This window comes from Vibrio sp. R10-SG3-ISO3, from assembly GCF_059834225.1.
Genome location: NZ_JCBDHE010000041.1, coordinates 23,732 through 50,287 on the forward strand (window position 1 = coordinate 23,732; position 26,556 = coordinate 50,287).

Below are 26,556 nucleotides of genomic sequence, written 5' to 3' on the forward strand. Positions count from 1 at the left end.
GATATGATGGTGTTCAAACATTAAACATATGATCCAATTTGCTACTTAAGTTTAGTAAAAAGCTTGGATTTTCAGCAAATCAAAGTATTCTTATCTTTTGCTATTCAATGTGTCTTTTTCTGTGGGTTTGGTTGTTGCATGTCACTGTCAGTAGTTTCCGCTAATTGGTTTCGGTTGTCGTTTCCGCTACTGCTACTGATATTCATCGCGTCTGGTATGAACAATGTCATCACATTGACGCAAGCCAACCTAGATATCACCTCGAAACTGCCTTTTGTTCTGTTTATTTGTGCGATAGCGTTAGCGAACGCGTTCAAACAGAGCCGAATAGCCATGGTCGCCACGACCCTTCTGCTTGCCTACTGGTTGATACAGTCTCGACTACAATCTCCACTATCGACCGGCACAACGGTGCTTGAGTTGTCGTTGTTGGCCTTTTTGCTGCCTATTGCACTACTCAGTGTCTATCCCTACAAAGATTCGAGTTTAATGTCTCGCTCATTTGGGCTTTATCTAGTGACACTGTCACTTATTATCGTCTGGTGCTACCTCGTATTGGCTCACTTCTACGATGGTGGTTTCGACGACATCAACTCAACATTTTTATTTATCGAACCCGCCGTATCGCGAATCCCACTGATTCTTGTGCTTTACATGTTTGCCATCACTTTAAGTGGCGCGATATTGGTCATGGCAAAAAATCGCATTATCGATGTGGTGATTTACTCATCAATACTGCTTGCATCTGTGACTTTTATCTTTTTCCATGTGCCTTTTATTTCGAGCACCATGTTCTCTCTTGCAGGCATATTGCTGCTGGTTTACTTACTGTCAGCCAGTTACGAAATGGCGTTTAACGATCGTTTGACCGATATCCCTGGACGATTGGCACTTGAGTCAGACTTAAAACACCTGGGTCGAAAATTTACGATTGCCATGCTCGATATTGATCACTTTAAGTCGTTCAATGACACCTATGGCCATGACACCGGCGACGATGTGCTACGCTTAGTCGCCAGTAAACTTCAGCAAGTGGGCGGTAGAGCCCGAGTGTATCGCTACGGGGGTGAGGAGTTCACCGTCATATTTAAAGGGCGGTACGCCGAGCAGGTAAAAGAGCATCTAGAGGCGTTGAGAGTGTCGATTGAAGAGTACGAAATGATGTTACGCGATCAATCTGCGCGGCCAAAAGACAACAAACAAGGGACGAAACAGCGCGGTTCGGCGAAAAACCCAGACTCGGTAAGCGTGACCATCAGTATTGGTGTCTGCGACAGCCAGGAAACACGCAAAGTCTCTCAAGTGATTAAAGAAGCGGACAACGCTTTATATAAAGCGAAAAAGGCCGGGCGTAACCGAGTCGCTTACGCATAATAAACCCAATACGCGTAAATCAAGTGCAACATAAATAAAGAGTGCATAAATGAAGAGTGCAACCAGCGCTCACACAATCACGTATCGATTTCGGCCAGACGCCTTGGCTTGGTACAAAGCTTTATCCACTTTCTCAAATACCGACTCCAATGTCTCCTTTCCGCTAGGAACAAAGGAATAGACACCTTGTGACACGGTCACGTTTTGATGAATGGATGAAGATTCGTGAGCGATAGCCAACGCTTCAACGGTATTGTGGATGCGCTGCGCATCTTGCTCAACCTTGTTTTCATCTGTATAGCCGAGCAGCACAATGAACTCTTCACCACCATAACGGCCCACCACTTCGCCATTACGAACAAACAAGCCCGACAATGCACTCGCAAGGGCAACAAGGCACTTGTCCCCTTCAATGTGGCCGTACGTGTCGTTGTAAAGTTTAAAGTGGTCTACATCCAGCAGTATGAACCCGAGGGGCAGATGATGGCGACCATGAAACGCAATCAGCTCACGAGTTTTTTCATCGATTGAGCGACGGTTTGCGACTTTAGTAAGGCCATCTTCTGTCGCCAACTTTTCAAGCAGACGATTGGCCTCTTCAAGGGCGGCGGATTTCTTTTTATATTCACGGCGCATGGCAGCGATGCGCTGCATGGCAATCAACTTAGAGTTAAGAACGATTTTATCCACGGGCTTAATCAAGTAGTCGTCGCCGCCAGCTTCAATGGCTTTAGCGATGATCGCCGGCTCATCGTGACCACTTAGAAAAATGATCGGTACCCACTCTTCATACAAATCACGAATTCGAGATGAAACTTCAAAGCCGTTCATATCCGGCATGCTGATATCGAGCAGTACCAAATCAGGTTCAAAGGTGGGATAGATATCCAAAGCACCGGCGCCAGAATCCGCCATTTCGACCGTATGGCCAAGCTGCTTAAGTCGAATGGCTAGCTGCATGCGTTCCATTTGCACGTCATCCACTAGCAAGATTTTCATCGAAGAACCTGCTTTATCCACGCTAACTACCTTGATTTAATTCATGAATATCGTAATCCGTTATCTAAGAGCATACCTTACCGCCCTATGTTCAGCCAACTTATGTTGACTTTTATACGGTTTTTTTTACGATAACGCCCTAATTTTAGTAATTAAAGAGAGCATCCTTATGTCTGACGAGAATCAAGCAGAACAAGCTGTCGTAGACCTGTCCACCGTTTCCGCTGAACTTCGTCAAGTGATTGAGTTTGATGGCGTACCAGAAGCTATGCACAACATGGTCGTCTCAATTCATGAAGTATCGGAAGAAGCCGTGCGCGAATCTTGGGAACAACTGCCAAACAGTGCGCAAAATGTTCTCGATAACTTTGAGCAGTTCCATGCGCTTGTGTCGGTAAGCCAAGCGTTTGCTGGGCTTAACGTAATGGAAGAGTTTCCAACGCTTAATCTGCCTAAAGAGATGACAGATGAGCAAAAAGAAGAGTACCGTGCGCAGCTTCTCGACCAAGTCCTGCACAACTGCGTAAAAGATATGGTTAAGCAAATTAAAAAAGCACGCCGCGACCCTATTCTTAAACGCGACTTTACGGATGTCTTTGCGAAGTAATGATCGCATCACAACCGTTTTGTTGAAAAAGCGCCGCAAGGCGCTTTTTTAATGGCTACCTGTCACCGTGAGCAAGCGCAATGTCTTTTTGAGTCACGCTCACGCCTTTGATCTGGGCGTAGACCGTCATCCCAGGTGTTAAATTCAACTCATCTTTGGCCCACTGAGTAATGGTCGCTTTGAGGGTTCGTCTTTCATCTAGGCGCAAATAGACGGTCACACTTTGCCGTTGCTCACCATGACGCACCTCTTCCAATTCCTCAATCGTGACCTTAAGGCTATTACGAATCGAGGTTTGCTTTGGCGGCTCTAGAGCTAAAGAGACATCATTGGCGCGAATTTGCAGCCGTACTAAGTCGTCTTCACGGACGTTGATTTTTTGAACCCAGAGCGAATGCGCAGGCGTTAAACTCACCTCAGTCAACGCATAGTCATGATTGTGGCGCAGGACACGAGCTTCGAACAGCGAGCTTTGCTCCGAAAACGAGTGCCACGGGCGCATGACGTCCGAAGACCAAACCGCCTCAATATTATCGCAAGCCACCACCCGACCGTCATCGATCACCACCAGTTGATTAGCCAGACGCAATACTTCATTCAAGCTGTGGGAAACATAAAGAATAGGCACGTCGATATCGGCAGCAAGTTGCTCAAGATATGGCATCACTTCGCGCTTTCTCGGCATGTCCAATGACGCAAGCGGCTCATCCATCAGGAGTATGTCTGGCTTGCGCAGCAATGCTCGTCCTATTGCGACGCGCTGCTTTTCTCCCCCAGACAACGCTTTAGGGTAACGACTCAACAGCGCACCGAGATCGAGCGTGTCCACCACCTTATCGAAATGTGCCTTATCATCCCCCTTCACGCCATACAGCAAGTTACCTTCAACGCGATAATGGGGAAACAAGCGGGCTTCTTGAAACACGTAACCCACATTGCGCTGATGCACCGGGACATTGATCTTATTTTGCGAGCAAAACAACACACGGTCATTGAGTTGAATCCGCCCTTCTAGGGGCGTATGAAGACCAGCGACAGAATGAATCAAACTGGTTTTGCCCGCCCCCGAACGGCCAAAGATGGCGGTAATGCCGCGATTGGGCAACTCAAGGTCGATATCAAACGTTTGATCACCGAGTCGGGTGCGGTACTGAACGTTCAGCGCGTGAGAATTCGTCATTGCCCTAGCCTTTTTTGACTAACTCGGCTTAACCAGCCAGAGATAAACAGAGAGAGTAACGCAATCGCAATTGAGATGAGACAAAGCCTCATTGCTGCATACTCTGCGCCCGGGGTCTCGATAAAGGTATACATCGCCAAAGGAATGGTTTGCGTTTCGCCAGGAATGTTGGAGACAAAACTGATGGTGGCACCAAATTCACCTAAGCTGCGCGCAAAGGCGAGCATAGTACCGGTAATAATACCTGGTAGGGTTAAAGGCAGTGTAATGGTGGTAAAGATTTTCAACGGGGAAGCGCCCAATGTGGCCGCTGCTTCTTCAAGGCGTGGGTCGATGGACTCTAGACTCAAACGAACCGCCCTGACCATCAATGGTAGAGAGACAATCATGCACGCAATTACCGCGCCTCTCCAACTGAAGGCGAAGACCAGCCCCCAATGCTCAAACAGATACTGGCCAAGCCAGCCTTGGCGACCAAGGGAAATCAGCAGCAAATAGCCAATCACAACAGGGGGTAACACCAGTGGTAGGTGGATAAGACTATCTAGCACACTACGTCCGAGAAACGACTTTCTAGCCAGCAACCACGCCAACAAGATACCGAGGGGGATCAGCCATAGCACCGCCACCCCCGCTATTTTCAAACTGAGCGATAAGGCTTGAATCTCGTAATCACTGAGCATCACTGACTAAAAATCCGTATTGTGTAAACAGGGCTCTTGAGTCACGCGTTTGCAAATAATCAAGAAATTCGTTCGCCGTGACATTGTCACTCACAACAGCAGCAGGATATTGAATCGGTTCGTGGCTACGCTCTGAAAGCGTGGCTACCACTGTCACCGTCTCTGATTGCATCGCATCGGTTTTGTAGACAATCCCTAATGGCGTTTCACCTCGCTCCACTAACGCTAGAGCAGCACGAACACTTTTACTCGGCGCGAGCGACATCTCTACGCTCTGCCAGACGCCAAGCCAAGTCAGCGCTTGTTTCGCATAGATACCAGCGGGAACCGTGTCGGTTTGCCCAACCGCGAGTCTTTGCCCGTTTAGCGCTTGTTGCCAAGATTGAACGTCCCCGACAGCCAAAGCGATCTGCTTCTTGGCAATGACGACGAGTTGGTTTGCCGCTATCTGTTTCACCTGGTGTGGTTCTACACTGCCGTTGTCGATCAAATATTGCACCCACTGATGGTTCGCTGAAATAAACACGTCTGCGGGAGCGCCATAGGCAATTTGCCGCGCTAGGGATGACGAGCCACCAAACACAGTGGTCACCGAAACATCACGCTGCTGCTCGAATTCATTCACGAGCTCTGAGACCACATTGGTCATCGACGCGGCAGCATAGACCGTGAGTTTGTCTTGCGCCTGAGCGTGAAAAGCAAGGCTTAACCACAAAGCGAAGAAAAGTGAAAATCGTTGTTTCATTGTTTGTTCTGTGTCTCTAGTTCTGGCCAGAGTAAATCCAGTTTCAAATGCTGCTCGATGGCATCAGCAATACGATCGATGGCTTCAAGTTGGCGCGCATTATGGTCTATCGCGCCGATATCCTCATCGGTTGCCCAACGCATAATCTGCGTCGTCGCCTCGGCCGAGTTAAAGATACCATGTAAATAGGTCCCAAAGACTTGATTACACTCACTCAACGCGCCATCCCTCTCACCCGAACTGAGCATAATGGGCGATACATCTGTGGTTTGAGTGCGACCAGCGTGAATCTCATAGCCTGATACGGGCACCGTGCTGCCATTTAATGAGAGTTGGCCATCCACATTCGTTAGCGTTTTGGAGTCGGTGATCACCGTTTGAGTCTGCAAGTACCCTAGCCCTGCTGTGCTGCCTGCGTCACTTTCTAACCCCAAAGGATCATCAATTTTCTGACCCAGCATTTGGTATCCACCACAAATGCCAATCACTTTGCCGCCTAAACGAAGATGACGCTGGATATCGCGATCCCATCCCTGACTGCGCAAGTAGGCAAGATCGCTGCGGACCGATTTTGAGCCCGGCAAAATAATGACGTCTGCTCCCGACAGCGACTCCCCCTTACCTACGTATCTAAGGTGAATGTCTGGGTTGCTTCTTAACGCATCAAAATCGGTGTGATTGCTGATCCGAGTAAACACTGGCACCGCAACCTGAATCTTCGCGCTCGAATTGAGCGATTGCTGAGTATTGATGGCATCTTCCGCCTCTAACTCAAACCCGTGCAGATACGGCAACACGCCGATAACAGGCTTGCCGGTTTTTTCTTCCAGCCAATCAAGGCCAGGTTCGAGCAGTGAAATATCACCACGAAAGCGATTAATAATAAATCCTTTGACTCGCTGCTGCTCGCTCTCTGATAGCAGGGCCAGAGTGCCGTACAAGTGAGCAAACACGCCGCCCCGGTCAATATCGGCGACAATCACGACGGGCACATCCGCCTCCTCAGCAAAGCCCATATTGGCGATATCATTCTCACGTAGATTGATTTCTGCGGGGCTACCAGCGCCTTCGATCATAATCGAATCATAGTGTTCGGTCAGTTGACTAAACGAGTCCATCACAAAAGGCAGCGCTAACTGTTTGTAGTTCTGGTAACCACACGCTTCCATATTACTCAGTGCTTTACCTTGCACGATCACCTGTGCGCCAATATCGGAATTGGGCTTAAGTAATACTGGATTCATATGAACACTAGGCTCGACACCGGAGGCTAAAGCTTGCACCGCTTGGGCGCGACCAATTTCACCACCATCAGAGGTTACGGCGCTGTTTAACGCCATATTCTGTGGTTTAAATGGGGCAACTCGCACACCACGGCGAGCCAACACTCGGCAAAGACCTGCCACGACGACGCTTTTTCCTGCGTCAGAGGTTGTACCCTGTACCATTAGGGCTTGAAGAGGCGTTTTCATATAAAGAAAAAACTACAATAAATCCATCCGTTATGTTGGCTGACGATACCACTCCCACCTTGCAATCGCTAATGTTTCGATAAAAAAAGCCCGAGGTGGTAATGCCTCGGGCTCTCAATCATTCTGCGAATTAGAACGCCGCCTCAATCGTGCTACCAAACTGCTTGGCTAGGAAGGCTTTAGTCTCTTGCGATTGGAAGATCTCAACAAACTGCTGATACTCAGGTTTAGTCTCTTCCCCTTTACGGGTCGCGATGACCATAACAGCGAGCGGGGCATCGGTCGATTCGAGATAAATACTCTGTTTCTGCGGATCAAGCCCTGATGACATCACATAGTTCATCGTGATTGCCGCAGCATCGACATCATCCAGAGTTCTGGGTAACTGCGCCGCATCGACCTCGATGAATTCGAACTGTTTAGGGTTGTCCACAACATCAGTGAGCATTGCCGCATATCCAACGCCCTCTTTCAGGGTGATCACTCCCGCATCAGCAAGCAATAATAGACCGCGACCACCATTAGTCGGATCGTTAGGTATCGCGATACGCGCTTTCTCTGGCAACGCATCTAAAGTGCGGTATTTATTTGAGTAAAGTCCCATACGCATGAGGATTGAACGGCCGATTGAGACAAGTTCTGTACCATGATTTTGATTAAAGCTGTCTAAAAATGGTTGATGTTGATAACTATTGATATCGATACTGCCATCATCAAGCGCCGCGTTTGGCGTGACATAATCCGAAAACTCGATCACTTGCACCTTTAACCCATGCTGCTCGGCTTGTTTTGCTACCGCCTCGACAACCTGGGCGTGTGGGCCAACCGTCGCTCCAACTTTAATCACTGACTCTTCTTTTTCGCCGCACCCGGTAAGTCCGACTACCGTGATGAATGCTAACAACGACACCTTACTGACTAACTTCATATTTCCCTCTCATTGTTAATAAAAGCCTTTTAGATGGCTAGAGCTCCACTGTAAGCTTTCTATATAAAAAATCAATCAATTCAATTCGTAGGCGACAAATCATTTTAAATCATCAATAATGACACCCACCTCAAATGGCTGGCTTAAAACTTGCTAATATTATTTTCATTAGGCAAAAACGCCAAGCCAATGTGGCGCTTAGACGGAAAATTGACAATGTCGGAGACTGTTTTGAAAAAAATCCTACTTACCAGCGCGCTGGCTCTTGCGGCGACATCAGCACAAGCGAATAACTTCAGCTACAACTACTTTGAAGTGCGTGTAGGCGCCAATCCCTCGACATTAGGCGGTGAGTTCACCACTCTATTCACGGAAAACTCCCATTTGATCATTCGCGCCGATTCTCAGTTTGATGGCGATTATGACGTTGCCGGTGGTATCGGTTTTAATGGACCAGTAACACAATTTGCGGATGTGTATGGTCAAATGCTACTTCACCAAACAAAATATGTAGCAGGTGACAGTGACACGCAGATTGAAATGAACATTGGCGGTCGTCTTTGGTTGACTGAACAAGTCGAAGCGACGATGCGATTAGGCCGTTTGGATGATTCCTCTGTCTTTCACGCCGGACTTCGTTTTCACTCTACTCAGCAGATGTCGCTATCAGCCGAGACAAGAAACAACGGACTCTATGGTCCACAATTGACGATGAGCGTTCGTTTTCAGTACTGATGATCGTGCTGCTCTGATGTGAAAAAAGCGCCGTCTTGGCGCTTTTTAGTTCCACGGTTTTAGTATCCCTGTTTTAGTAACCTTATCTTAGTTAAAACGGTTAGCGAACAATCAACTCACGTGGAATCAACTCAATACCCGGATGGTAACGTTTTGCCGATGCGTTAAGTGCCAACGCCAACGCGCTGTCTGAAATCATTTCAAATTGTTGGGGCAAAGAGTTCACTTTAAAGGGAAGGAAATCAAGCAGACGGTTATCACCAAAGGTCCCCAGTTTGATGCCTTTGACCAACTCTGGTTGCTCGAGAAATACGTCTAATACCCCTTCCAACAAAGTATACGAGGTGGTCACAATCGCATTGGGGAGCTCATTGTTGGCCAGCCAAGTACGCATCACCTTTTTCGCGTCAATACGGTTAAAGTGGTCACCATAGCCAATTACTACACTGCAACCTCGCTCTTCTGCCGCCGTCTTAAAACCCAACTCACGCTCTTTAGAGATATTGAGGTCTGGAAGTGCACCAATTAAGCCAATAGTTGTGACGGCGTCACTAATTACGGAGTGAGTGAGCTCATTCGCCGCGCCAAAGTCTTCACTGATCACGCATGAAAAAAACTCATCGTCCAAGGGACGGTCAATCGCGATAACCGGCGTGCCCTTATTTTGGATGTCGAGATAAAATTCATTGGCATCTGGCATCGCGCTCGCCACAAACAGCCCATCGACCTTACGACTGATCAACGCATTGACGACGTTTTTCTCGGTATCAGCGTCATCATCTGAACAAGCGATCAATATTTGATAGCCCGCTTTTCGAGAGCTTTGTTCGAGAAGTTTTGCAAGCTTGGCATAACTGGTGTTTTCTAAATCAGGGATCACCAACCCAAACGATCGACTTTGCCCTGCGCGCAGCGTACTGGCGGCAAGATCCGGGCGATAGTTATGCTCTTCCACCACCGCCATCACTTTACGTTGTGTCTTTTCACTGATCCGATATTTTTGTGCTTTGCCGTTAATCACATAGCTTGCGGTTGTCTTGGACACACCGGCCAATTTGGCTACTTCATCTAGTGTCATATCTCTACCTTAATCTGTGCGCACGATCATAATAATTCATCAAAGATCTATCGCTGAGTTGAATTATAAGCTGAAACGTTTCAGTATAAAAGCTGAAAGGATTCAGCAAAGAACAAAACAAGAGTAAGGTCACTATTTTCAACCAAGTTGAACAGTATTGAGGCGGGAACCTCATAGATATTACTCCATTCTTTGCTAAAACTTTTTTGTGGCGCGAATTTGCTGAATCGATTCACTAAAGTAGTTACTGGTCTCAAGCTATACTGACTGCCCAGTAAAAAGATGAAAGTAAATAGCGAGAAGAGACAACAGAAGTTGCACTCCGCGCCCACAGACTGAGAACGAACTGTATGACTTTTATGCTGGAGAAGCGCCATGCTCAAGCTCACTAAAACTGATATCACCCTATCGCAACAGGCCGATGATAAATTTGCCGCTATTCAAAACATTGCATCGACACTAGCGAATAAAGGCTTAGTCGACGCGCAGTACGTCGAGGGCATGCTCAATCGCGAGAAGCAAAACTCGACGTTTTTAGGCAACGGCATAGCCATCCCACACGGAACCACCGACACCCGTCACATGGTCAAAGAGACAGGCGTTGCGATTCACCACTTCCCTGACGGTGTAGAATGGGGTGACAGTAACCGTGTCTACGTCGCCATTGGTATTGCGGCAAAATCGGACGAACACTTGGGCATTCTTAAGCAATTGACCAAAGTACTTAGCGCTGACGGCGTTGAAGAACGCCTAAAATCGGTAAAAACCGCGGATGAAATCGTCGCACTCCTGAATGGCGATGTTCAGTTAGAAGTGGATCTCGACGCGTCGTTAGTTCAAGTGGGCTTTCCAGCCAGTGATATGGTCCAGCTCAGCGCTGTCGCCTCTGGTTTGCTCAAAAATACCGGATGCGCAAACCACGATTTTGTTGCCGATATCGTATCAAAAACACCCACCCACCTTGGTCAAGGGCTTTGGTTAGTCGGCAGTGAAAAAGGCGTTCAGCGTAGCGGTGTCTCTTTTGTTTCCACGGCGAATCAATGCCAATTTGACGGTGAAAACGTCAAAGCATTGATCACCTTTGCAGCGTGCAACAATGCACACCAAGCAATCTTAGAAAACCTGACGCAGTTGGTTTTTGAACAAAAACACACCTCATTGCTTGATGGTAGTGCCGAGCAAGTCATCGCGCTACTCAAAGGCGAACAAGCAGAGCAAGCCAGCGCTGATGGCAATACCGCAGTCTTCAAAATTCGAAACGCACATGGTTTACATGCAAGACCGGGCGCGATGTTGGTGGCGGAAGCGAAAAAGTTTGAGTCGAACATTCGCGTTGCAAACCTTGATGGCGACGGCAAAGCCGTTAACGCGAAAAGCCTAATGAAAGTGATTGCGCTTGGTGTTAAACACGGTCATCAGCTGCAATTCACCGCAGAAGGGGCAGATGCACCTCAAGCACTGGAAGCCATTGGCAGCGCGATTCAATCTGGCCTTGGTGAAGGTTAAGGGGCGACCATGTCTGAGATTGCAACCAATAAAGTCGTGACCATCACGTTGAATCCAGCGCTCGATCTGACCGGTAGTCTGGATACCCTCAATGTGGGTAGCGTGAGTCTTGTCAAAGAGAGCAACCTAAGAGCGGCGGGCAAAGGGGTCAACGTCGCTATGGTCCTACGCGATTTAGGTGCTGACGTCACTGTCACGGGTTTTTTAGGTAAAGATAACCCTGAGCTGTTCCACCAACTGTTTTCAAACATCGGTGTGACGGATCGCTTTGTCGAAGTTGACGGCTCCACTCGTATCAACGTCAAGTTGGTGGAGAAAAATGGCGAGGTCAGCGACATCAATTTTCCTGGCGTCGAAGTAAACGATGCTCAAATCGCGCAATTTGAGCGAGTTCTGCACGAACTGGCGATCGATCATGACTACTTTGTCTTTGCTGGCAGCCTACCCGGTGGTGTCACACCGGCTCAGTGCGCAGCATGGATCGCGCAGTTGCGTGAACGTGGCAAAAAAGTCCTGTTTGACAGCAGTAAAGCCGCACTTGCCGCAGGGCTTGATGCCAAACCTTGGCTTATCAAACCTAACGAGGAAGAGTTGGGCGATTTCCTAGGTCAAACACTGGATACGCGAGAAGCGTGCCAAAACGCGGCACAAACCCTGTCTAACAAAGGCATCGACAACATTGTCGTTTCAATGGGCGCTGACGGTGTGATGTGGTTGCACGACGATCAATGGCTCCACGCCAAGCCGCCAAGAATGCAAGTGGTCAGCACAGTAGGCGCCGGCGATACGTTAGTCGCGGGTCTATGTTGGGGCCACATGCAACAGATGCCAAAAACCGAATTACTCCAATTTGCCACAGCCCTCTCTGCACTTGCAGTGAGTCAAGTCGGCGTTGGTGTGACCAGCCAACAAGAGCTGGATCAAATTAAGCTTAATACTCAAGTTAATGAGCTTGCCTAAGCGAATCCGTTCGCCAAAACGTAGAAGCAAACTAAGGAACAGAAGGTTATCATTATGAATATTGCCATCATTACTGCCTGCCCGAGCGGCGTGGCAAATAGCATTCTTGCTGCTGGACTGTTAGAAAAAGCAGCGAAGAAACTTGCATGGAACGCGACCATTGAATGCCAATCAAGCGTTGTCGACACCAATGTGCTCTCACAAGCGGACATCGATCAAGCGGATGTGATCGTCATTGCGGCGAATACTGAAGTTGACGACGCGCGCTTTGTCGGCAAAAAAGTGTTCCGCAGTGACATCAGCGCTGTAACCAAAGACGCCGTTGCATTCCTTGAGCAAGCAACTAGCCAAGCACAACTCCTTTCCAGTGCGACACAATCGGTTGCTGCAGCTCCAGCCACCTCTTCTGCGAAGAAGATTGTGGCCATCACAGCGTGCCCAACAGGCGTGGCGCACACCTTTATGGCTGCTGAGGCACTCGAAGAAGAAGGCAAACGTCGTGGTCACCAAATCAAAGTAGAAACTCGCGGTTCGGTCGGTGCGAAAAACCAGCTCACAGACCAAGAAATTGCTGACGCAGACTTAGTGATCATCGCCGCGGACATTGAAGTGCCACTGGATCGTTTCAACGGCAAAAAAATGTACCGTACTAAAACCGGTCCTGCCCTGAAGAAAACCGCCGAAGAGATGGATAGAGCCTTTGAACAAGCGACGGTTTACCAACATTCTGGCTCAGCTAATCAATCTTCCGCTCAAGATGAGAAGAAAGGGGCCTACAAACACCTAATGACCGGTGTATCACATATGCTCCCTGTCGTGGTTGCAGGTGGTTTGATTATCGCGCTCTCTTTTGTCTTTGGTATTGAAGCATTTAAAGAAGAAGGCACGCTTGCCGCAGCATTGATGACCATCGGTGGTGGTTCAGCATTCGCGCTGATGATCCCAGTGCTCGCCGGTTACATCGCCTTTTCTATTGCGGATCGTCCAGGACTGGCACCGGGCCTTGTCGGTGGTATGCTCGCAAGCTCAACAGGCGCAGGCTTCCTTGGTGGTATCGCCGCAGGTTTCATCGCTGGTTACGCCGCGAAATTCCTTGCAGATAAAGTACAACTTCCGCAATCGATGGAAGCACTCAAACCCATTTTGATCATCCCGTTTGTCGCGACCCTCTTTACTGGTTTGGTCATGATCTACATCGTCGGTGGTCCTGTTTCCGGCATTATGAACGGTCTAACAGACTTCCTAAACAACATGGGCTCTGACAGCGCAGTACTTCTCGGAATTATCCTTGGCGCGATGATGTGTTTCGACTTAGGTGGTCCAGTCAACAAAGCAGCGTACGCGTTTGGTGTTGGCCTATTGGCATCACAAACTTACGCACCGATGGCAGCCATCATGGCGGCGGGCATGGTACCGGCTCTGGGCATGGGTTTGGCGACCTTTATCGCGAAAAACAAATTTGAGAAAAGCGAGCAAGAAGCAGGCAAAGCCTCTTTCGTACTTGGCCTATGCTTTATCTCGGAAGGTGCGATTCCTTTTGCAGCAAAAGATCCAATGCGCGTTATCCCGGCGTGTATGGCAGGCGGCGCGTTAACTGGTGCTCTGTCTATGCTGTTTGGCGCTAAACTGATGGCACCACACGGTGGTCTGTTCGTTCTTCTTATCCCGAACGCGATTACTCCAGTCGTCATGTATCTTGTCGCTATCGCAGCGGGTACAGCAGTAACAGGCTTTGGTTACGCGTTCCTAAAAGCACGCAGTGACGCAAAACAAGTTCAAGCACAAGCATAACACCCCCCAACCTTTTATTAGATCTATGCTTAATCTGCTCAGCGCTCCTCTCCGGGGCGCTTTTTTATCGCTTAGAGCGGCGCAATCAAACAACTCTATTGATATAAAACACAATACCCAAGAAAAATATTGGAACGGGTGTTAAGCTCAATAGAATCCCACCATCTTCACAGTATTGCATATCCCCCTGGGGTAAACTTTTCGATGAATAAATCCAGAAGATGACTCTAGACGCAATGCGCTACTACTCTCCGACCAAACTTTTGTTGCAATTTATCCTCGTGTTTAGCGCACTATCTGTTGTCCCTGCGATTTATTTCTATGAGCGACTTGATGATCTCGAGACTCGTACTGCACAACAAGTCGCCATGATTGAGCAAGCCAAAGTCAATTACGCGGTGGCAGAGCTCAATGCCATCAATCAAAAAATCCAACTCTCTGTGATGGAACTGGCCAACAATGGCCTGCTGCACCGTGCTATCGACTCTCCCTCTCCGCTCTCACGAAGTATAATTGAAGACTTTTGGGCCCTCGTCGCTCGAACCCAAGGCTACTACTCGCAACTGCGTTATTTGGACATCCATGGCCAAGAAAAAATTCGTATCAACCACAATGGTCGTACAACCCAAATCGTTGAAGATGTATTTTTGCAAGATAAATCCGGGCGCAACTATTTTTCTTATGCGCAGAGCTTGGAAGACGGCCAACTGGGGGTGTATGGCATTGATCTCGAGATTGAGCACGGTGAATACGCACGCCCGTACACGCCGGCGCTGCGCGTGATCGTGCCCGTTGCGACTTCTGGCGTCCGACAAGGCTACTTTATTGCGAATCTCAATCTGTCGATGATTTATGACGAGTTGGCGTATCGAGACAACAGCGGTTCGAAGCCCATCGTTGCTAATGCAAACGGCTTTTATGTGCTGTCTCCCGATACAGCGACGCTGTTTGGTGATCTGCTCCCCGGCCGAGCCCAGCATTCTGTCGCCAATGACTTCCCATTGCTATGGCGACAGCAAGCGATAAACGCTTCAGGAACAGTGCACGAGTCGAATGCTTGGCTGACCTATCAAACCATCGATTTTACCCTCGGTCAGCATACTCAATCGCTTTTGCTCTTCGTGACTATGCCTGCGCAGCAGGCTAACCAAATCAGTCGCGCCGAACGCTTTGAGCTATTTGTTCAGTTGTGTTCTGTCTCGGCGGTGATTTTTCTGATTGCCCTATCCTTTGTCATTTGGAATGACAATCACCACAAAAATAGCTTGGAAAGCAAAATTGCCCGCGCGGCGATAAACGGTATGTCTGCTCTGATGATCACAGATAAAGACAATCGGATTATCAAAGTGAATGACGAGCTCTGCCGGATTAGTGGTTACACCTTTGAAGAGGTCAAAGATCAACAGCCGTCGATGTTTGCCTCCGGAGAACATACGCAAAAGTTCTATCGTGAGATGTGGGAGTCTATTCATACAAGGGGAATTTGGCAGGGCGAAATCATCAATCGACGCAAAGATGCCACCCTTATCACTGAGTTGCTGCGCATACAAACGGTCAAGAATCACGATGGCAAGATTCAGTTCTATGTCGCCTCGTTTGTCGATATCTCCGAATTGAAGGCATTGGAACAGCAACTGCGCCGATTGAGTGAAAAAGACGCCCTCACATCGCAATGGAACCGACGCAAGTTTGATATTGAATTGCAAAGCCTATGCATGCGTGTGAAGCGTTATCCGCAAGAGGAACAGGCAGCGCTCTGTTTATTCGACATTGACCATTTTAAGCAGGTGAACGACCAGTACGGTCACGATGTCGGTGATCACGTGATTAAAAGCGTGGCGCAGTTATTGAAAGGTGAGTTAAGAGAAACGGATTTGCTCGCCCGTGTCGGTGGTGAAGAGTTTGCTGTCATCATGCCTAACACCTCGGTTGAAGAGGCGGAAGCCGTCTCGAATCGCATACGCAATGTGGTTGAACAACACTCTATGCATAATGTGACGATAAGTGGCGGTGTCAGTGATGTCTGCGCGAATCCAAGTCAGACCTACAAACGCACCGATATGGCGCTTTACGACTCTAAATATCTGGGCAGAAATCGCATTTCCGTGATCAAAAGTGATCAGGTGCAAGCCTTCGTCTAAATTGGTGCAAGATTATTTTGTTCACGCACCACGATAGCGCAGATAAACGCCCTATCGAACGCTATACTTAGGTAACACCATCACCTTCGGGTTGGCTCGGTTCTTGATACCCCAGTAGTACCCCCGCACTATTATGGAGAATAGTATGCAAGACGCTCTCACGGTCATTCTCGCTGGAGGAATGGGCTCTCGTCTTAGCCCCCTCACGGACGATCGCGCAAAACCTGCCGTTCCTTTTGGCGGAAAGTACCGTATTATTGATTTCACCCTAACCAATTGCCTACACTCTGGACTTCGGAAAATCCTCGTCCTTACCCAGTACAAGTCTCACTCATTACAAAAACATCTACGAGATGGCTGGTCGATTTTTAACCCTGAACTTGGCGAGTACATCACCGCCGTTCCACCTCAAATGCGGGGTGGTGGTAAGTGGTATGAAGGCACCGCTGATGCAATCTACCATAATCTATGGCTTTTGAGCCGCAGCGATGCCAAATATGTCATCGTCTTGTCGGGCGATCACATCTATCGCATGGATTACGCGGAGATGCTCAAAGAACATATCGACAAGAACGCGAAGCTGACGATTGCTTGTATGGACGTCCCGCGCAGTGAAGCCTCAGCCTTTGGCTGTGTCTCTGTGGGCGAAAGCGGCCGCATCGACGATTTTATTGAGAAGCCGCTAGATCCGCCATCACTGCCGGGCAATGATACGCGTAGTCTTGTGTCGATGGGCATCTATATCTTCGATATGGAAACCCTGACCCGCTCTCTAGAAGTGGATGCCAAAGATAGCCACTCTTCACACGATTTTGGCAAAGACGTCATTCCAAAACTCATCCAAGAGCAAGGCGTCTACGCTTATAACTTCTGCAACGACAAAGGTCGAGTTGACAGAGACTGCTACTGGCGAGATGTCGGTACTATTGACTCCTTCTATCAGGCCAATATGGATTTACTCGAACCCGTTCCCCCAATGAACCTCTATCAGGCAAACTGGCCAATTCGCACTTACGAGTCTCAGTTTCCTCCAGCACGGACCGTCTCCTCAGCCACAGGCAATGAGGGTATTTTCATTAATTCCATTATTGCCAATGGCGTGATCAACTCCGGTGGCTCAGTGCATCATTCCATTATCTCGCCCAACGTGCGTATTAACGACGGCGCCACTATCGCTGGCAGCATCTTGTTTGATGATGTTGAAGTGGGTGAAGGCTGCCGCTTGGTCAACTGCATCGTTGATAAGCACGTCCGAATCCCCGCCAACACAGAAATTGGCGTCGATGCGAAAGAAGATGCCAAGCGCTTTAAGATTTCATCAGACGGGATCGTGGTGGTGCCAGAAAGTTACAGTTTTTCGTAAAAAAAGCCTCTAACCTAAGTTAGAGGCTTCACTCAGAGATTGACTAGATCTCCTATAGGGGTAGGTGACAAATCTTCGATTTGTTGAGAGTAATTATCACCTATTTGCGATCAGATTAACACAGCAAATTGCGTGCGATTCACTTTCCCCTTTTTAGGACATAGCTCGGTTACGCCGCTAACGCGCCAGCACGAGGTGTTTCGTTAAAATGGCGCTTGTACTCCCGGGAGAATTGCGAGGTGCTGTTGTAACCGACTCGCCTTGCGGCTTCACTGACCTTCAATCCATCAAGATGAATCAACTCTTTCGCTTTGTTTAGGCGCACCTTTTTAATGTACTGAATAGGGGTTTCTAACGTCACAGAGCGAAACGCTTGATGAAAAGCGGAAATGCTCATGTTCGCCGTCTCAGCCAACCCTTGAACAGTGAGTGAGTCATGGTAGTGATGATGCACATACTCGAGCGCTTTGGCGACGCGCGCGTAATGCCCTTCGTGCTTGGCTAAATCGAACAACACATGCCCTTCACTGCTCATTAGCGCTCTCAGTGCCAACTCTTCAGTTAGAGACTCACCTAACAGAGCGCTCTCTACAGGATGACAAAGTGCCTTCATGATTCGACAACTCACGTCCATCATATCGTTGTCCATACTCACTGAAGAGAGCCCTTCACTGCGCGCAGGCGTCATCGCCTTTGGCTGAACGTTTAGCTCTTCAAGCTTATTGACTAAACGGTGCAGCACTTGAGGATCGACATCGACCGTTAACCCCATCAGTGGCTTGCCAGCATCAGCAATGGCTTCACATTCAAGGGGGAGCGGTACGCCCACCACGAGATAATCATCACCACCATATTTAACGGGCTTGTCGCCTAGATAGATATGTTTTGTCCCCTGCCCCAATATGATCACGCCCGACTGGTAGACCAAAGGTTGGCGTTTATTCCCCTTGGAGCTTCGATAAAACCACACGCCTTCAATGGCGGTACCGACTACCCCTTCCAAATCGTCAAGGCCATTTTGCTCAACGTATTGCTCCATCCAATCCACCAGCGTCATCGCTTACCACCTATTCACCTAAGCAATATAAGTAGGATTAGGCAAAATAAATGCAGAATTTCGCCTTTATCCCGTCTCATTTGATTACTATTATGCACACATACAAAATCAATACTATCCCAATAACACAAGAGGGTAATGTCAATGCAATTCACCTATGTTAATCCAACCAAAATTTTATTCGGTCAAGGTCAGATCGCAAACATCGCTGCGCAAATTCCTACAGACCAAAAAGTACTCGTGATCTACGGTGGTGGTTCCATCAAGAAAAACGGCGCGTATGACCAAGTGGTCACGGCACTCAACGCGCATTCTTGGGTTGAATTCTCTGGCGTTGAGCCAAACCCAACCAAAGAAACACTCGACAAAGCGGTAGCGATCGTTAAAGAGCAATCGGTCGATTTCATCTTAGCTGTGGGTGGTGGTTCAGTGATTGACGGCTCTAAATACGTCGCTGCTGCTGCACACGTTGATGGCGACGGCTGGGATATTCTGACAGGTAAACACCCTGTCACTTCGGCCACACCACTTGCTGCGATTCTGACCCTGCCAGCGACTGGCTCTGAGTCAAACTCAGGCGCCGTGATCACTAAAGCGGAAACGCATGATAAGTTGGCATTCATGTCACCTTTCGTGCAGCCTAAATTTGCTGTGATGGACCCGGACGTAATGAAAACCCTACCGGAAAAACAGTTGGTCAACGGTATTGTTGATGCGTGGGTACACGTCTGTGAGCAGTACATCACCTACCAACATGGCGCTATGGTTCAAGATGGCTACGCAGAAACATTGTTGAAAAACCTAAAACAGCTCGGTGAACAATTTGCTGACCGTGACAACGATCAGTGGCGCGCAAACCTGATGTGGACGGCCAACCAAGCGCTTAACGGCTTGATCGGTGCAGGTGTCCCGCAAGATTGGGCAACGCACATGATTGGTCATGAGTTTACGGCGCTTTGGGGTGTTGACCACGCACGTTCACTGGCGATTGTGCAACCTTCCCTACTGCGCAACCAGTTAGCGGCGAAAAAAGGCAAACTCGAGCAGATGGGCATAAACGTCTTCGGTCTAGCTGCCAGCGACAACCTTGCCGAAGAGACGATTCAGCACATTGAAGCCTTCTACCACTCACTCGGTGTGTCAACACAGTTTGATGAGTATCAGGCAGATAAAGGCGCGGCCGTTGACAGTGTCGTATCACAACTAGAGAGCCACGGCATGTCGGCGCTCGGTGAAAACCAAGCCATTGACCTTAAGGCCAGTCGTCAAATTCTTGAAGCGGCGATCGCCTAATCAAAACGCTTAATAACGCAAAGAGCAGCAAACGCTGCTCTTTCTAATTCCTTAACCTATTCACGCTTCTCCGATCTTTCCTTTAAATAAGCCTGCAATGCTTGCAAAGACTTATCGACCTCCTCGCGAAGTCCGGTGATGTCGTTGCCCACTTCGCTCGGCGAGTTTTCCCATTGGTGACAAAGTACTCTCAGTTGCTCCAAGCCCAAGCTGGCAGCAGAGCCTTTCAATTTATGTGCGATGTCAGACACCTCGCTAGGATGATTTTCGACGAATGCCTGTTCCAGTTGAGTTAACGATGTCTGGGTAGTGCGGGCAAAAAGATCGGCGAGTTCTTGTACTTGGCTTAAACCCAACACCTTGATGTCGGTGTCAATCAGTTGTGTGTTCAATAGCTTGGGAGCCTCTGCATTTATAGGCGCGGGTTGGCGCGGCGTATCATCAACCGTTTCTCCCGTCATCAATGTATGAATCATGGCATCGAGGGCGTCTTTATCTAGCGGTTTGGGTAGATAGCCATCAAATCCTGCTTGCAGGTATCGCTCGACCTCTTGGTTGAACACGTGCGCAGACACCGCAATCATCTTCGTCTCGCAATCGGTGTCACGCTTCATGTTTTGCATTAAGTCCACACCACTGCCATCTGGAAGATTAATATCAATCAGCGCAATATCATAAGTATGAGCCTTAAATCGCGCGGCTCCCTTAGCGAGGGTGTCGACTGCGTCGGTGTGATGCCCGAGCGCTGCCAAAAATCCCTCAGCGACAAAGCGATTGACTTCATTGTCTTCTACCAGCAATACGCGAGCAGACGGTGTTGTCACTGTATGATTGTGTGAATCTTTGCGTGATGTCGCCCCTACAGGCATCGGCAAAGAAAAGTAGAAGCGGCTGCCTTGATTCTGATCCGATTCAAGCGCAATCTCGCCGCCCATCGCCCGCACAATTTTTTGGCTGATCGCAAGCCCAAGCCCTGTTCCACCCAGCTTGCCTTGTCCTTGATGCACTTGGGTAAACGCAGAGAAGAGCTCACTTTGATCTGGCTGGGCTATTCCTACGCCACTGTCACTCACATCGAACAAAACGTGCTCAGCTTTCGCTGGATCATTGGCGATATACACATCAATGTAGCCACTATCAGTAAACTTAACCGCATTCGCCACCAAGTTATTCAGCACTTGGCTAAGACGCGTGCTGTCGGCAAACACGCTCTCGGCGACATCGCTTTCAACCGTATATGAGAGTGACAATCCTTTAGCCAACGCGTCGGCCTGATGCAGCGCCACTACATCTTCCACCATAGCGCGGATAGGGAATGACACCGGACGAATCTCCATATGCCCGGCCTCAATTTTACTGTAATCGAGCACATCATTAAGTATTGCCAGCAAGGTTCGCCCACTGTGGGTGATGATGTCGACGTAACGCTGCTGCTGTTGATCAAGCGGCGTTTCTGTCAGTAGCCTGGCGGTGCCGAGTACTCCGTTCATCGGCGTACGAATTTCATGGCTCATGGTGGCTAAAAAGGCGGATTTCGCTTGGCTGGCTTGCTCTGCTTGTGAACGCGCATCAGCATGCTGCTCCACTTCTTGATTGAGACGTTGATTGGCCGTTTGCAGTTGCTCAGTGCGCAATTCAACCTGTTCTTCCAGGTGGCTTTTATGTGATTCAAGCGCTTGTTTGGCTTTCGCTTCGCTGTCAGCCACCACTTTCAGCGCTTTGGCGGTGTCTCGGGCGGTCAGAATCGCGCGCCCCATCTCTGCTAACTCATCCTTACCACGCACCTCAAAATCCACATTAAGATCCCCTTTAGAGATCGTGAGCAGTGCGGTCGAGTAGTTATCCAAACGTTTGAGCACGGATTGATATACAACGCGCCAGACAATGAGTATGGCCACCGCTAAGCCAAGCGCGGTAATAATCGCCAAGAGCCACTGCGCATAGCTCAACGTGCCTTTAAGCCGTTCAACCGCTGTAGTAGTCGAGCGGTTGGATTGATCCACTAGATGTGTCACTGTCGAGTTGAGCTGAGAAAATTGATCAAATGTAGCTTGGAGCAGCGCCTGTGCGGCAAGCTCATTTTGGTATCGCTCAAGCAATAGCGTAAATACCGATTGTCGCTGCGCCAATTGTTCCAGTAAGTCGGCCATTTGCTGTGAGCGAGTGGGATCTTCGACTCCCATAACCCGTCGCTGCATAATCTCGATGTTGTTCTGATATGCGGATCTGACGACCTCAATACGCTGCGCATCATTCATGGTCCGCGACTCTTCAATTTGATTGAGCAATCGAAACGCCAGCAGATGCAGTTCGTGCAAACGTTCAGACAAATCCATGTCCACTTCCACCAGCGCATCCAGCGCTTGGTAGGCATCCGTGAGCTTGTTTTCACCAAGCAGATTATAGATATGCGTCACGTTGGCCACCGCGATAGTACTGGTGTTTGCCACTTGGGTGCGGGTGAGCTCTTCAAGCTCCGTTGCAAATTGGCGCATCTCCCTCGTATCTGCCGAAAGTTGCTGGTTAAAGCTCAAACGCTTTTCCACCACGACGCCCAGTTGCACTACGTTATCAATCACCTGCTCGACATCGATTTCTAACTGTTCCAATAAGGTTGAATCAAACGCCTCTGCGCCAAGTTGTTTAATGTGCAATAACAAAGATTCGAGCTGTGTCAGTAGCGCTTGACCTGAGTCACGATGTTGCTGAGCGGTTTTCGCGTTCGATAAGGTATGGACAGATGAGAGAATACGAGCGCTGAGCTCCGATACTTGCCGCGCTTCCACCATGGAGGGAATTGCCGTATTGACCACGCCGCGCTCGGTTTTCGCCACCATAGAAAAGCCCGCCATGCCGATCAGCGCCGAGATGACAACCAGCAGCCCCATTGAGACAAAGGCGAATAAGAGCGTACGCCCAATGCTGGCCTTGGCTAGTAACATAACAAATCATCGCTTCTGTACACCGAAATATTGGGTTATATTTTGCAAGGTTTATCACGACTTTACCAATGAATTGCTTAATGACTTTGATCCCAACACTGAAATCCTCTCTGCTGCTTGGTGCGCTGTTTGTATCATGGTCATCGGTGGCGATTGCCTCACCCGCGTTTAAGATCTGCGCGCTTTATCCGCATCTAAAAGACTCGTACTGGCTGTCGGTCAACTATGGCATGGTGCAAGAAGCCCAAGCGCAGAACGTGACACTGAAAGTACTGGAAGCGGGCGGCTACCCCAATCAGAGTAAACAGGCCGCTCAGTTGCAACGCTGTCGAGATTGGCAAGCCGATGCGATATTGCTCGGTACCGTTGCCCCAGACATCTATTTGGGCAAATTAGCGCAACTCTCTGCCGATATCCCGGTTTTTGCCACCATCAATCAGTTAGACAGTGCCGAGCACGACGATGACGTCTTGCTTGGCGAGGTCGGTGTTGATTGGTATGAGATGGGCTATTTCTCTGGCGAGTTTTTGGCAAAACGTCACCCGAAAGGCAGTGGTCATGTTAACGTCGCGGTGCTTCCCGGCCCCGTGGCAAGTGGTGGCACCAAACCTGTGATGCAAGGCATCGAGGCTGCAATTAAAGGCAGTGATGTCACTATCACCGGCGTGTATTGGGCAGACAACGACAAAGAGCTGCAACGCAATTTAGTTCAGCGCGTAACAGAAAACCGCGATATCCATTACCTAATTGGCAGTGCGGTCGCGATTGAAGCGGCAATCAGTGAGTTGCGCCTCGGCGGAAAGAGCGCGCATATCGGTCTTGTCTCTACCTACCTCAGTCATGGCGTCTATCGCGGTTTACTTCGCAATAAAGTGCTGTTTGCACCGAGCGATCAGATGGTGTTGCAAGGTCGTCTATCGGTTCGTCAAGCGGTTCAATCTCTCAAACAAGCGCCTTTTGACAGGCATATTGCGCCCGATATTGTTAAGCTAACGCCCAATCATTTACCACGTTCGGTTATCGAAGCCTCGCTGTCTCCATCCGAATACCGACCCATTTTTAATGTCTTAGCTAAAGAATAACGATTCATAATCAGGAAGAACATTCATAATCAGGAAGAACATTCATGGAAAAAACAACACGTACCCTACCTGCACACAAACACATTGCGCTGGTCGCGCATGACAACTGCAAGCCAGAGTTGCTGCGCTGGGTAACGGAAAACAAAGAAAAGTTACAGAGTCACTTTCTTTATGCCACTGGCACAACTGGCACCATGCTAAGTAAACAGACCGGCCTTGCCATTAAGAGTATGATCAGTGGCCCGATGGGCGGGGACCAACAGATCGGCGCCCTCATTTCGGAAGGGAAAATCGACATGCTGATTTTCTTCTGGGATCCACTCAACGCGGTTCCACATGACCCAGATGTCAAAGCGCTATTGCGTATTGCGAGCGTATGGAATATTCCAGTTGCTACCAACCGCGCAACGGCCAAGTTCCTGTTTGAGTCGAGCTTACTTGAGAAAGAAGTGGACATTGAGATCCCTGACTACCCGGCGTATCTGGCCAAGCGTACCTAACGCCTTCATTCACCTAGTTCGCTTATCAAGTATTCAGCCTGCCACCGTCGCAGGCTGTTTTTGTCTATCGATCGCTTCACATCAAGGTGGTCAGTTCGCGTAAATCGTGAATTTTGGGCAGGGCGTGCTCATGCACTCGATTATTGACGCCCAAATAGTGAACAGTTTTAATCCCCGCTCGAATCCCTGCCTCTAACCCTTTGACTGTGTCATCAACATAGACACAATTTTCTAAGCGAAATCCCATGGTCATGGCAGTATATAAAATCAGATCCGGTTCAGGTTTCCAACTGTTGGTATCGAACGCAGAAAAAATCTTATTCTCGAAATGAGGGTAAAGCCCTGTCAGCTCAAGCGATCGGCGGATTTTACTTTTTGGGCCATTTGAAGCCACACAGTACTCAATCCCTTTCGCTTCGAGCTGCTTCAAAAGCTCGGTGGCACCGGGCGAGGGCTTTAAATGACGTTCAAACAAGTCATCTAGCCGCTCACGGTAAAAAGGTTCGAGTTGATCAATTGAAATTCGACAGCCAAGGCGCTCATTCGTTGCTGCTAAAATGTCAGCCAACTTCCCCCCTTCAAAATGGGCTAAGGCATCTTGAGTAGAAAGCCCAGCACCAAAATGATGAAACGTCTCACTCAGCGCTTGGCAACACAGCTTCTCGCTGTCGATTAGCGTTCCATCACAATCAAATATCACGCATTGGGTTTCTGACATAGCCGCACACTCTGTTAATTCGTTAAACAAAATAGTAAACGAGCGGCCACGATTTCAAATGCGTCACTTAACACTTTAAGTGACAAGGGAAGGGTTTTGCTGAGAACCCTCGCACGCGTCACGAATGGTAGGTAGAATAAATGATGAAGATAATGACTATCTCGTGCGCTTAATGTGCGCTGTGTTCAGCATATACAGCATCACATTGATTGAGTTCAAGTTTACTCACTATCGCTGCAATCAGATCAGAACGCTTGTATTCCGGCTCCACCACGACATCTGAAACCAAAGCAGCACCTTGATGCGTGGTCACCAACGCTGCGCCAACGGGTTGATTACCTTTAAACGCAACGATCAATTGGCAAGGCGCTGAGTAGATGATCTGAGTGAAAAACTCAACAATCCACTCCCTGTCTTGTTGGCTTTGCCACTGTTTGGCCTGTTGCAAGGCAAACATCACGGTCATGCGATGAAAATCCGCCACAAACACATCTTGCTCACTGAATTCGTCTAGAGACAACTCACTGAGATCAAGCAAGTGTGTCTCTCGCTCTGAAGCGCGTGCTTGATAAAGTTCGTGCCCTTTGAGGCTCTCTGGCGTTGGAAATTCAACGTCCACTTGGCTGGCAAGCCATTGGTTTTTCATCTCGGTGATGGCAGAGGCGGTATTGGGCATGGGATATCTTTTAACGTCATGAGTCTTATCGTCATGAGCTTAACGATAAGATCATGATGCGACAAGTTTTTCATTGAACTATTGGCTGCTTGAGCATAAAACAGATAAGCTTGGTTCATAATTAGCTCGACAATCACAAAGCTCAACCATTATTTAAGAAAGGATAGCGGCCATGCGGATAAAATTACTTGGCGTTGCCATGGCTTCACTGCTGCTCACCGCGTGTGATAGCAACGAAGTGGGTGACGTTTCACTCGGTCTATTTACATTGAAAGACATTAAGATCACCTCACTGCAAGATGAGGTGGTGACAGGCGTGACCTGCCACATCGCATCCATTGAAGCGAATCTTAGCCTCTCCGATCCAAGCGACAGTTCCATTTCATGCCGTCAAACCGGCGAAATCACCACGGATATGATTGCAAAAATCGATAAGAGCGCGTCGGGTGAAGTGGTGTTCAAAAAGTCAAAAAGCATCTTCTTCAAAACCATGAAAGTGCGCCGCATCTACGATGCCGACACACAGTCCCTCCTCTATCTTTCGTACACAACCAAAGAAACCGAAGGTAGCTTCAAACACAGTCTGTCGACCGTGCCACTTTGGGGTACCGATGCGTATGTGGAGGCCCCTGTCGCTGCACAGTAATTGCGCTAATCACACGCAGACTGACCCGCCCTATATCCAAGTCATGCTAGGGGTGGGCAGGCTTAAGGCGAGCTGTTTTG

The 26,556-nt window shown here is 48.8% G+C and carries 23 protein-coding genes; 12 read left to right on the forward strand and 11 right to left on the reverse strand.

Annotated features, from left to right (window positions below; all coding sequences use genetic code 11):
• Nucleotides 1-138: 138 nt before the first annotated feature.
• Complete coding sequence (locus AC6R1A_RS10880) at nucleotides 139-1,374, forward strand: GGDEF domain-containing protein (RefSeq protein WP_500633999.1); 1,236 nt, start codon at nucleotides 139-141, stop codon at nucleotides 1,372-1,374.
• 69 nt (nucleotides 1,375-1,443) lie between these two features.
• Here AC6R1A_RS10880 and AC6R1A_RS10885 read toward each other — a convergent pair whose 3' ends face one another.
• Nucleotides 1,444-2,373, reverse strand: coding sequence for a GGDEF domain-containing response regulator (locus tag AC6R1A_RS10885; protein WP_500631349.1), 930 nt, complete (start codon nucleotides 2,371-2,373; stop codon nucleotides 1,444-1,446).
• Between the two features lie 169 nt (nucleotides 2,374-2,542).
• Here AC6R1A_RS10885 and AC6R1A_RS10890 point away from each other — a divergent pair, with 169 nt between their 5' ends.
• Nucleotides 2,543-2,980 carry a DUF3069 domain-containing protein gene (locus AC6R1A_RS10890; protein WP_334551889.1) on the forward strand — a complete coding sequence of 146 codons (438 nt, stop codon included), beginning with the start codon at nucleotides 2,543-2,545 and terminating at the stop codon, nucleotides 2,978-2,980.
• 55 nt (nucleotides 2,981-3,035) lie between these two features.
• Here the strand turns inward: AC6R1A_RS10890 and modC are convergent, their stop codons facing one another.
• The 5 genes from modC to AC6R1A_RS10915 form a co-directional block, all read right to left on the reverse strand.
• Nucleotides 3,036-4,160, reverse strand: coding sequence for a molybdenum ABC transporter ATP-binding protein ModC (modC, locus tag AC6R1A_RS10895; protein ID WP_500631280.1), 1,125 nt, complete (start codon nucleotides 4,158-4,160; stop codon nucleotides 3,036-3,038).
• Entirely contained in the window at nucleotides 4,157-4,846 is a 690-nt protein-coding gene (modB, locus tag AC6R1A_RS10900; RefSeq protein WP_500631279.1) for a molybdate ABC transporter permease subunit, read from the reverse strand. The genes modC and modB overlap by 4 nt, the downstream gene beginning before the upstream one ends.
• Nucleotides 4,833-5,588, reverse strand: coding sequence for a molybdate ABC transporter substrate-binding protein (gene modA, locus AC6R1A_RS10905; RefSeq protein WP_500631278.1), 756 nt, complete (start codon nucleotides 5,586-5,588; stop codon nucleotides 4,833-4,835). Before modA ends, modB begins: the two co-directional genes overlap by 14 nt.
• Nucleotides 5,585-7,060: a cobyric acid synthase gene (locus tag AC6R1A_RS10910; RefSeq protein ID WP_500631277.1), complete on the reverse strand. Its 1,476-nt coding sequence runs from the start codon at nucleotides 7,058-7,060 to the stop codon at nucleotides 5,585-5,587. The genes modA and AC6R1A_RS10910 overlap by 4 nt, the downstream gene beginning before the upstream one ends.
• Before the next feature lie 130 nt (nucleotides 7,061-7,190).
• The gene (locus AC6R1A_RS10915) at nucleotides 7,191-7,988 is read right to left on the reverse strand and encodes a MetQ/NlpA family ABC transporter substrate-binding protein (RefSeq protein ID WP_500627188.1); all 798 of its coding nucleotides are present in this window, start codon (nucleotides 7,986-7,988) and stop codon (nucleotides 7,191-7,193) included.
• Between the two features lie 216 nt (nucleotides 7,989-8,204).
• Between AC6R1A_RS10915 and AC6R1A_RS10920 the strand changes: the two genes are divergently transcribed.
• Nucleotides 8,205-8,723, forward strand: a complete 519-nt coding sequence (locus tag AC6R1A_RS10920) for a hypothetical protein (RefSeq protein ID WP_487901486.1) — start codon at nucleotides 8,205-8,207, stop codon at nucleotides 8,721-8,723.
• A 100-nt stretch (nucleotides 8,724-8,823) separates the two neighbouring features.
• Here AC6R1A_RS10920 and cra read toward each other — a convergent pair whose 3' ends face one another.
• On the reverse strand, nucleotides 8,824-9,801 hold the full coding sequence (gene cra, locus AC6R1A_RS10925; RefSeq protein ID WP_500631276.1) for a catabolite repressor/activator: 978 nt from the start codon (nucleotides 9,799-9,801) through the stop codon (nucleotides 8,824-8,826).
• Between the two features lie 375 nt (nucleotides 9,802-10,176).
• Here cra and fruB point away from each other — a divergent pair, with 375 nt between their 5' ends.
• The 5 genes from fruB to glgC all read left to right on the forward strand — a co-directional run bounded on the left by fruB (nucleotide 10,177) and on the right by glgC (nucleotide 17,562).
• The gene (gene fruB / locus AC6R1A_RS10930) at nucleotides 10,177-11,307 is read left to right on the forward strand and encodes a fused PTS fructose transporter subunit IIA/HPr protein (RefSeq protein WP_500631275.1); all 1,131 of its coding nucleotides are present in this window, start codon (nucleotides 10,177-10,179) and stop codon (nucleotides 11,305-11,307) included.
• A gap of 9 nt (nucleotides 11,308-11,316) precedes the next feature.
• Entirely contained in the window at nucleotides 11,317-12,267 is a 951-nt protein-coding gene (pfkB, locus tag AC6R1A_RS10935) for a 1-phosphofructokinase (protein ID WP_500631274.1), read from the forward strand.
• Between the two features lie 54 nt (nucleotides 12,268-12,321).
• Complete coding sequence (gene fruA / locus AC6R1A_RS10940; RefSeq protein ID WP_500631273.1) at nucleotides 12,322-14,058, forward strand: PTS fructose transporter subunit IIBC; 1,737 nt, start codon at nucleotides 12,322-12,324, stop codon at nucleotides 14,056-14,058.
• 221 nt (nucleotides 14,059-14,279) lie between these two features.
• Nucleotides 14,280-16,199: a GGDEF domain-containing protein gene (locus AC6R1A_RS10945; RefSeq protein ID WP_500631272.1), complete on the forward strand. Its 1,920-nt coding sequence runs from the start codon at nucleotides 14,280-14,282 to the stop codon at nucleotides 16,197-16,199.
• 145 nt (nucleotides 16,200-16,344) lie between these two features.
• Complete coding sequence (gene glgC / locus AC6R1A_RS10950) at nucleotides 16,345-17,562, forward strand: glucose-1-phosphate adenylyltransferase (RefSeq protein WP_500627192.1); 1,218 nt, start codon at nucleotides 16,345-16,347, stop codon at nucleotides 17,560-17,562.
• Nucleotides 17,563-17,731: 169 nt separating this feature from the next.
• Here glgC and AC6R1A_RS10955 read toward each other — a convergent pair whose 3' ends face one another.
• Nucleotides 17,732-18,619, reverse strand: coding sequence for an AraC family transcriptional regulator (locus AC6R1A_RS10955; RefSeq protein WP_487901479.1), 888 nt, complete (start codon nucleotides 18,617-18,619; stop codon nucleotides 17,732-17,734).
• 144 nt (nucleotides 18,620-18,763) lie between these two features.
• Here AC6R1A_RS10955 and AC6R1A_RS10960 point away from each other — a divergent pair, with 144 nt between their 5' ends.
• Nucleotides 18,764-19,912 carry an iron-containing alcohol dehydrogenase gene (locus AC6R1A_RS10960; RefSeq protein WP_500631271.1) on the forward strand — a complete coding sequence of 383 codons (1,149 nt, stop codon included), beginning with the start codon at nucleotides 18,764-18,766 and terminating at the stop codon, nucleotides 19,910-19,912.
• A 56-nt stretch (nucleotides 19,913-19,968) separates the two neighbouring features.
• Here the strand turns inward: AC6R1A_RS10960 and torS are convergent, their stop codons facing one another.
• Nucleotides 19,969-22,854 (reverse strand): TMAO reductase system sensor histidine kinase/response regulator TorS, encoded by a 2,886-nt coding sequence (gene torS, locus AC6R1A_RS10965; protein ID WP_500631270.1) that lies wholly within the window; start codon nucleotides 22,852-22,854, stop codon nucleotides 19,969-19,971.
• An 89-nt stretch (nucleotides 22,855-22,943) separates the two neighbouring features.
• Between torS and torT the strand changes: the two genes are divergently transcribed.
• Nucleotides 22,944-23,936 carry a TMAO reductase system periplasmic protein TorT gene (gene torT, locus AC6R1A_RS10970; protein WP_500631348.1) on the forward strand — a complete coding sequence of 331 codons (993 nt, stop codon included), beginning with the start codon at nucleotides 22,944-22,946 and terminating at the stop codon, nucleotides 23,934-23,936.
• Between the two features lie 44 nt (nucleotides 23,937-23,980).
• Complete coding sequence (locus tag AC6R1A_RS10975; RefSeq protein WP_487901476.1) at nucleotides 23,981-24,436, forward strand: methylglyoxal synthase; 456 nt, start codon at nucleotides 23,981-23,983, stop codon at nucleotides 24,434-24,436.
• A gap of 76 nt (nucleotides 24,437-24,512) precedes the next feature.
• Here AC6R1A_RS10975 and AC6R1A_RS10980 read toward each other — a convergent pair whose 3' ends face one another.
• Entirely contained in the window at nucleotides 24,513-25,154 is a 642-nt protein-coding gene (locus AC6R1A_RS10980; protein WP_500631269.1) for an HAD-IA family hydrolase, read from the reverse strand.
• Between the two features lie 169 nt (nucleotides 25,155-25,323).
• On the reverse strand, nucleotides 25,324-25,830 hold the full coding sequence (locus tag AC6R1A_RS10985; protein WP_500631268.1) for a GNAT family N-acetyltransferase: 507 nt from the start codon (nucleotides 25,828-25,830) through the stop codon (nucleotides 25,324-25,326).
• Between the two features lie 172 nt (nucleotides 25,831-26,002).
• Between AC6R1A_RS10985 and AC6R1A_RS10990 the strand changes: the two genes are divergently transcribed.
• Nucleotides 26,003-26,476: a CreA family protein gene (locus AC6R1A_RS10990; RefSeq protein WP_334551908.1), complete on the forward strand. Its 474-nt coding sequence runs from the start codon at nucleotides 26,003-26,005 to the stop codon at nucleotides 26,474-26,476.
• Nucleotides 26,477-26,556: the final 80 nt, after the last annotated feature.

Excerpts from the sequence above, each read along its gene's own strand:
- AC6R1A_RS10880 (WP_500633999.1), top strand. The coding sequence starts at position 139 with ATGTCACTGTCAGTAGTTTCCGCTAATTGGTTTCGGTTGTCGTTTCCG.
- AC6R1A_RS10885 (WP_500631349.1), bottom strand. The coding sequence starts at position 2,373 with ATGAAAATCTTGCTAGTGGATGACGTGCAAATGGAACGCATGCAGCTA.
- AC6R1A_RS10890 (WP_334551889.1), top strand. The coding sequence starts at position 2,543 with ATGTCTGACGAGAATCAAGCAGAACAAGCTGTCGTAGACCTGTCCACC.
- modC (WP_500631280.1), bottom strand. The coding sequence starts at position 4,160 with ATGACGAATTCTCACGCGCTGAACGTTCAGTACCGCACCCGACTCGGT.
- modA (WP_500631278.1), bottom strand. The coding sequence starts at position 5,588 with ATGAAACAACGATTTTCACTTTTCTTCGCTTTGTGGTTAAGCCTTGCT.
- AC6R1A_RS10910 (WP_500631277.1), bottom strand. The coding sequence starts at position 7,060 with ATGAAAACGCCTCTTCAAGCCCTAATGGTACAGGGTACAACCTCTGAC.
- AC6R1A_RS10915 (WP_500627188.1), bottom strand. The coding sequence starts at position 7,988 with ATGAAGTTAGTCAGTAAGGTGTCGTTGTTAGCATTCATCACGGTAGTC.
- AC6R1A_RS10920 (WP_487901486.1), top strand. The coding sequence starts at position 8,205 with ATGTCGGAGACTGTTTTGAAAAAAATCCTACTTACCAGCGCGCTGGCT.
- cra (WP_500631276.1), bottom strand. The coding sequence starts at position 9,801 with ATGACACTAGATGAAGTAGCCAAATTGGCCGGTGTGTCCAAGACAACC.
- fruB (WP_500631275.1), top strand. The coding sequence starts at position 10,177 with ATGCTCAAGCTCACTAAAACTGATATCACCCTATCGCAACAGGCCGAT.
- pfkB (WP_500631274.1), top strand. The coding sequence starts at position 11,317 with ATGTCTGAGATTGCAACCAATAAAGTCGTGACCATCACGTTGAATCCA.
- fruA (WP_500631273.1), top strand. The coding sequence starts at position 12,322 with ATGAATATTGCCATCATTACTGCCTGCCCGAGCGGCGTGGCAAATAGC.
- AC6R1A_RS10945 (WP_500631272.1), top strand. The coding sequence starts at position 14,280 with ATGACTCTAGACGCAATGCGCTACTACTCTCCGACCAAACTTTTGTTG.
- glgC (WP_500627192.1), top strand. The coding sequence starts at position 16,345 with ATGCAAGACGCTCTCACGGTCATTCTCGCTGGAGGAATGGGCTCTCGT.
- AC6R1A_RS10955 (WP_487901479.1), bottom strand. The coding sequence starts at position 18,619 with ATGACGCTGGTGGATTGGATGGAGCAATACGTTGAGCAAAATGGCCTT.
- AC6R1A_RS10960 (WP_500631271.1), top strand. The coding sequence starts at position 18,764 with ATGCAATTCACCTATGTTAATCCAACCAAAATTTTATTCGGTCAAGGT.
- torS (WP_500631270.1), bottom strand. The coding sequence starts at position 22,854 with ATGTTACTAGCCAAGGCCAGCATTGGGCGTACGCTCTTATTCGCCTTT.
- AC6R1A_RS10975 (WP_487901476.1), top strand. The coding sequence starts at position 23,981 with ATGGAAAAAACAACACGTACCCTACCTGCACACAAACACATTGCGCTG.
- AC6R1A_RS10980 (WP_500631269.1), bottom strand. The coding sequence starts at position 25,154 with ATGTCAGAAACCCAATGCGTGATATTTGATTGTGATGGAACGCTAATC.
- AC6R1A_RS10985 (WP_500631268.1), bottom strand. The coding sequence starts at position 25,830 with ATGCCCAATACCGCCTCTGCCATCACCGAGATGAAAAACCAATGGCTT.
- AC6R1A_RS10990 (WP_334551908.1), top strand. The coding sequence starts at position 26,003 with ATGCGGATAAAATTACTTGGCGTTGCCATGGCTTCACTGCTGCTCACC.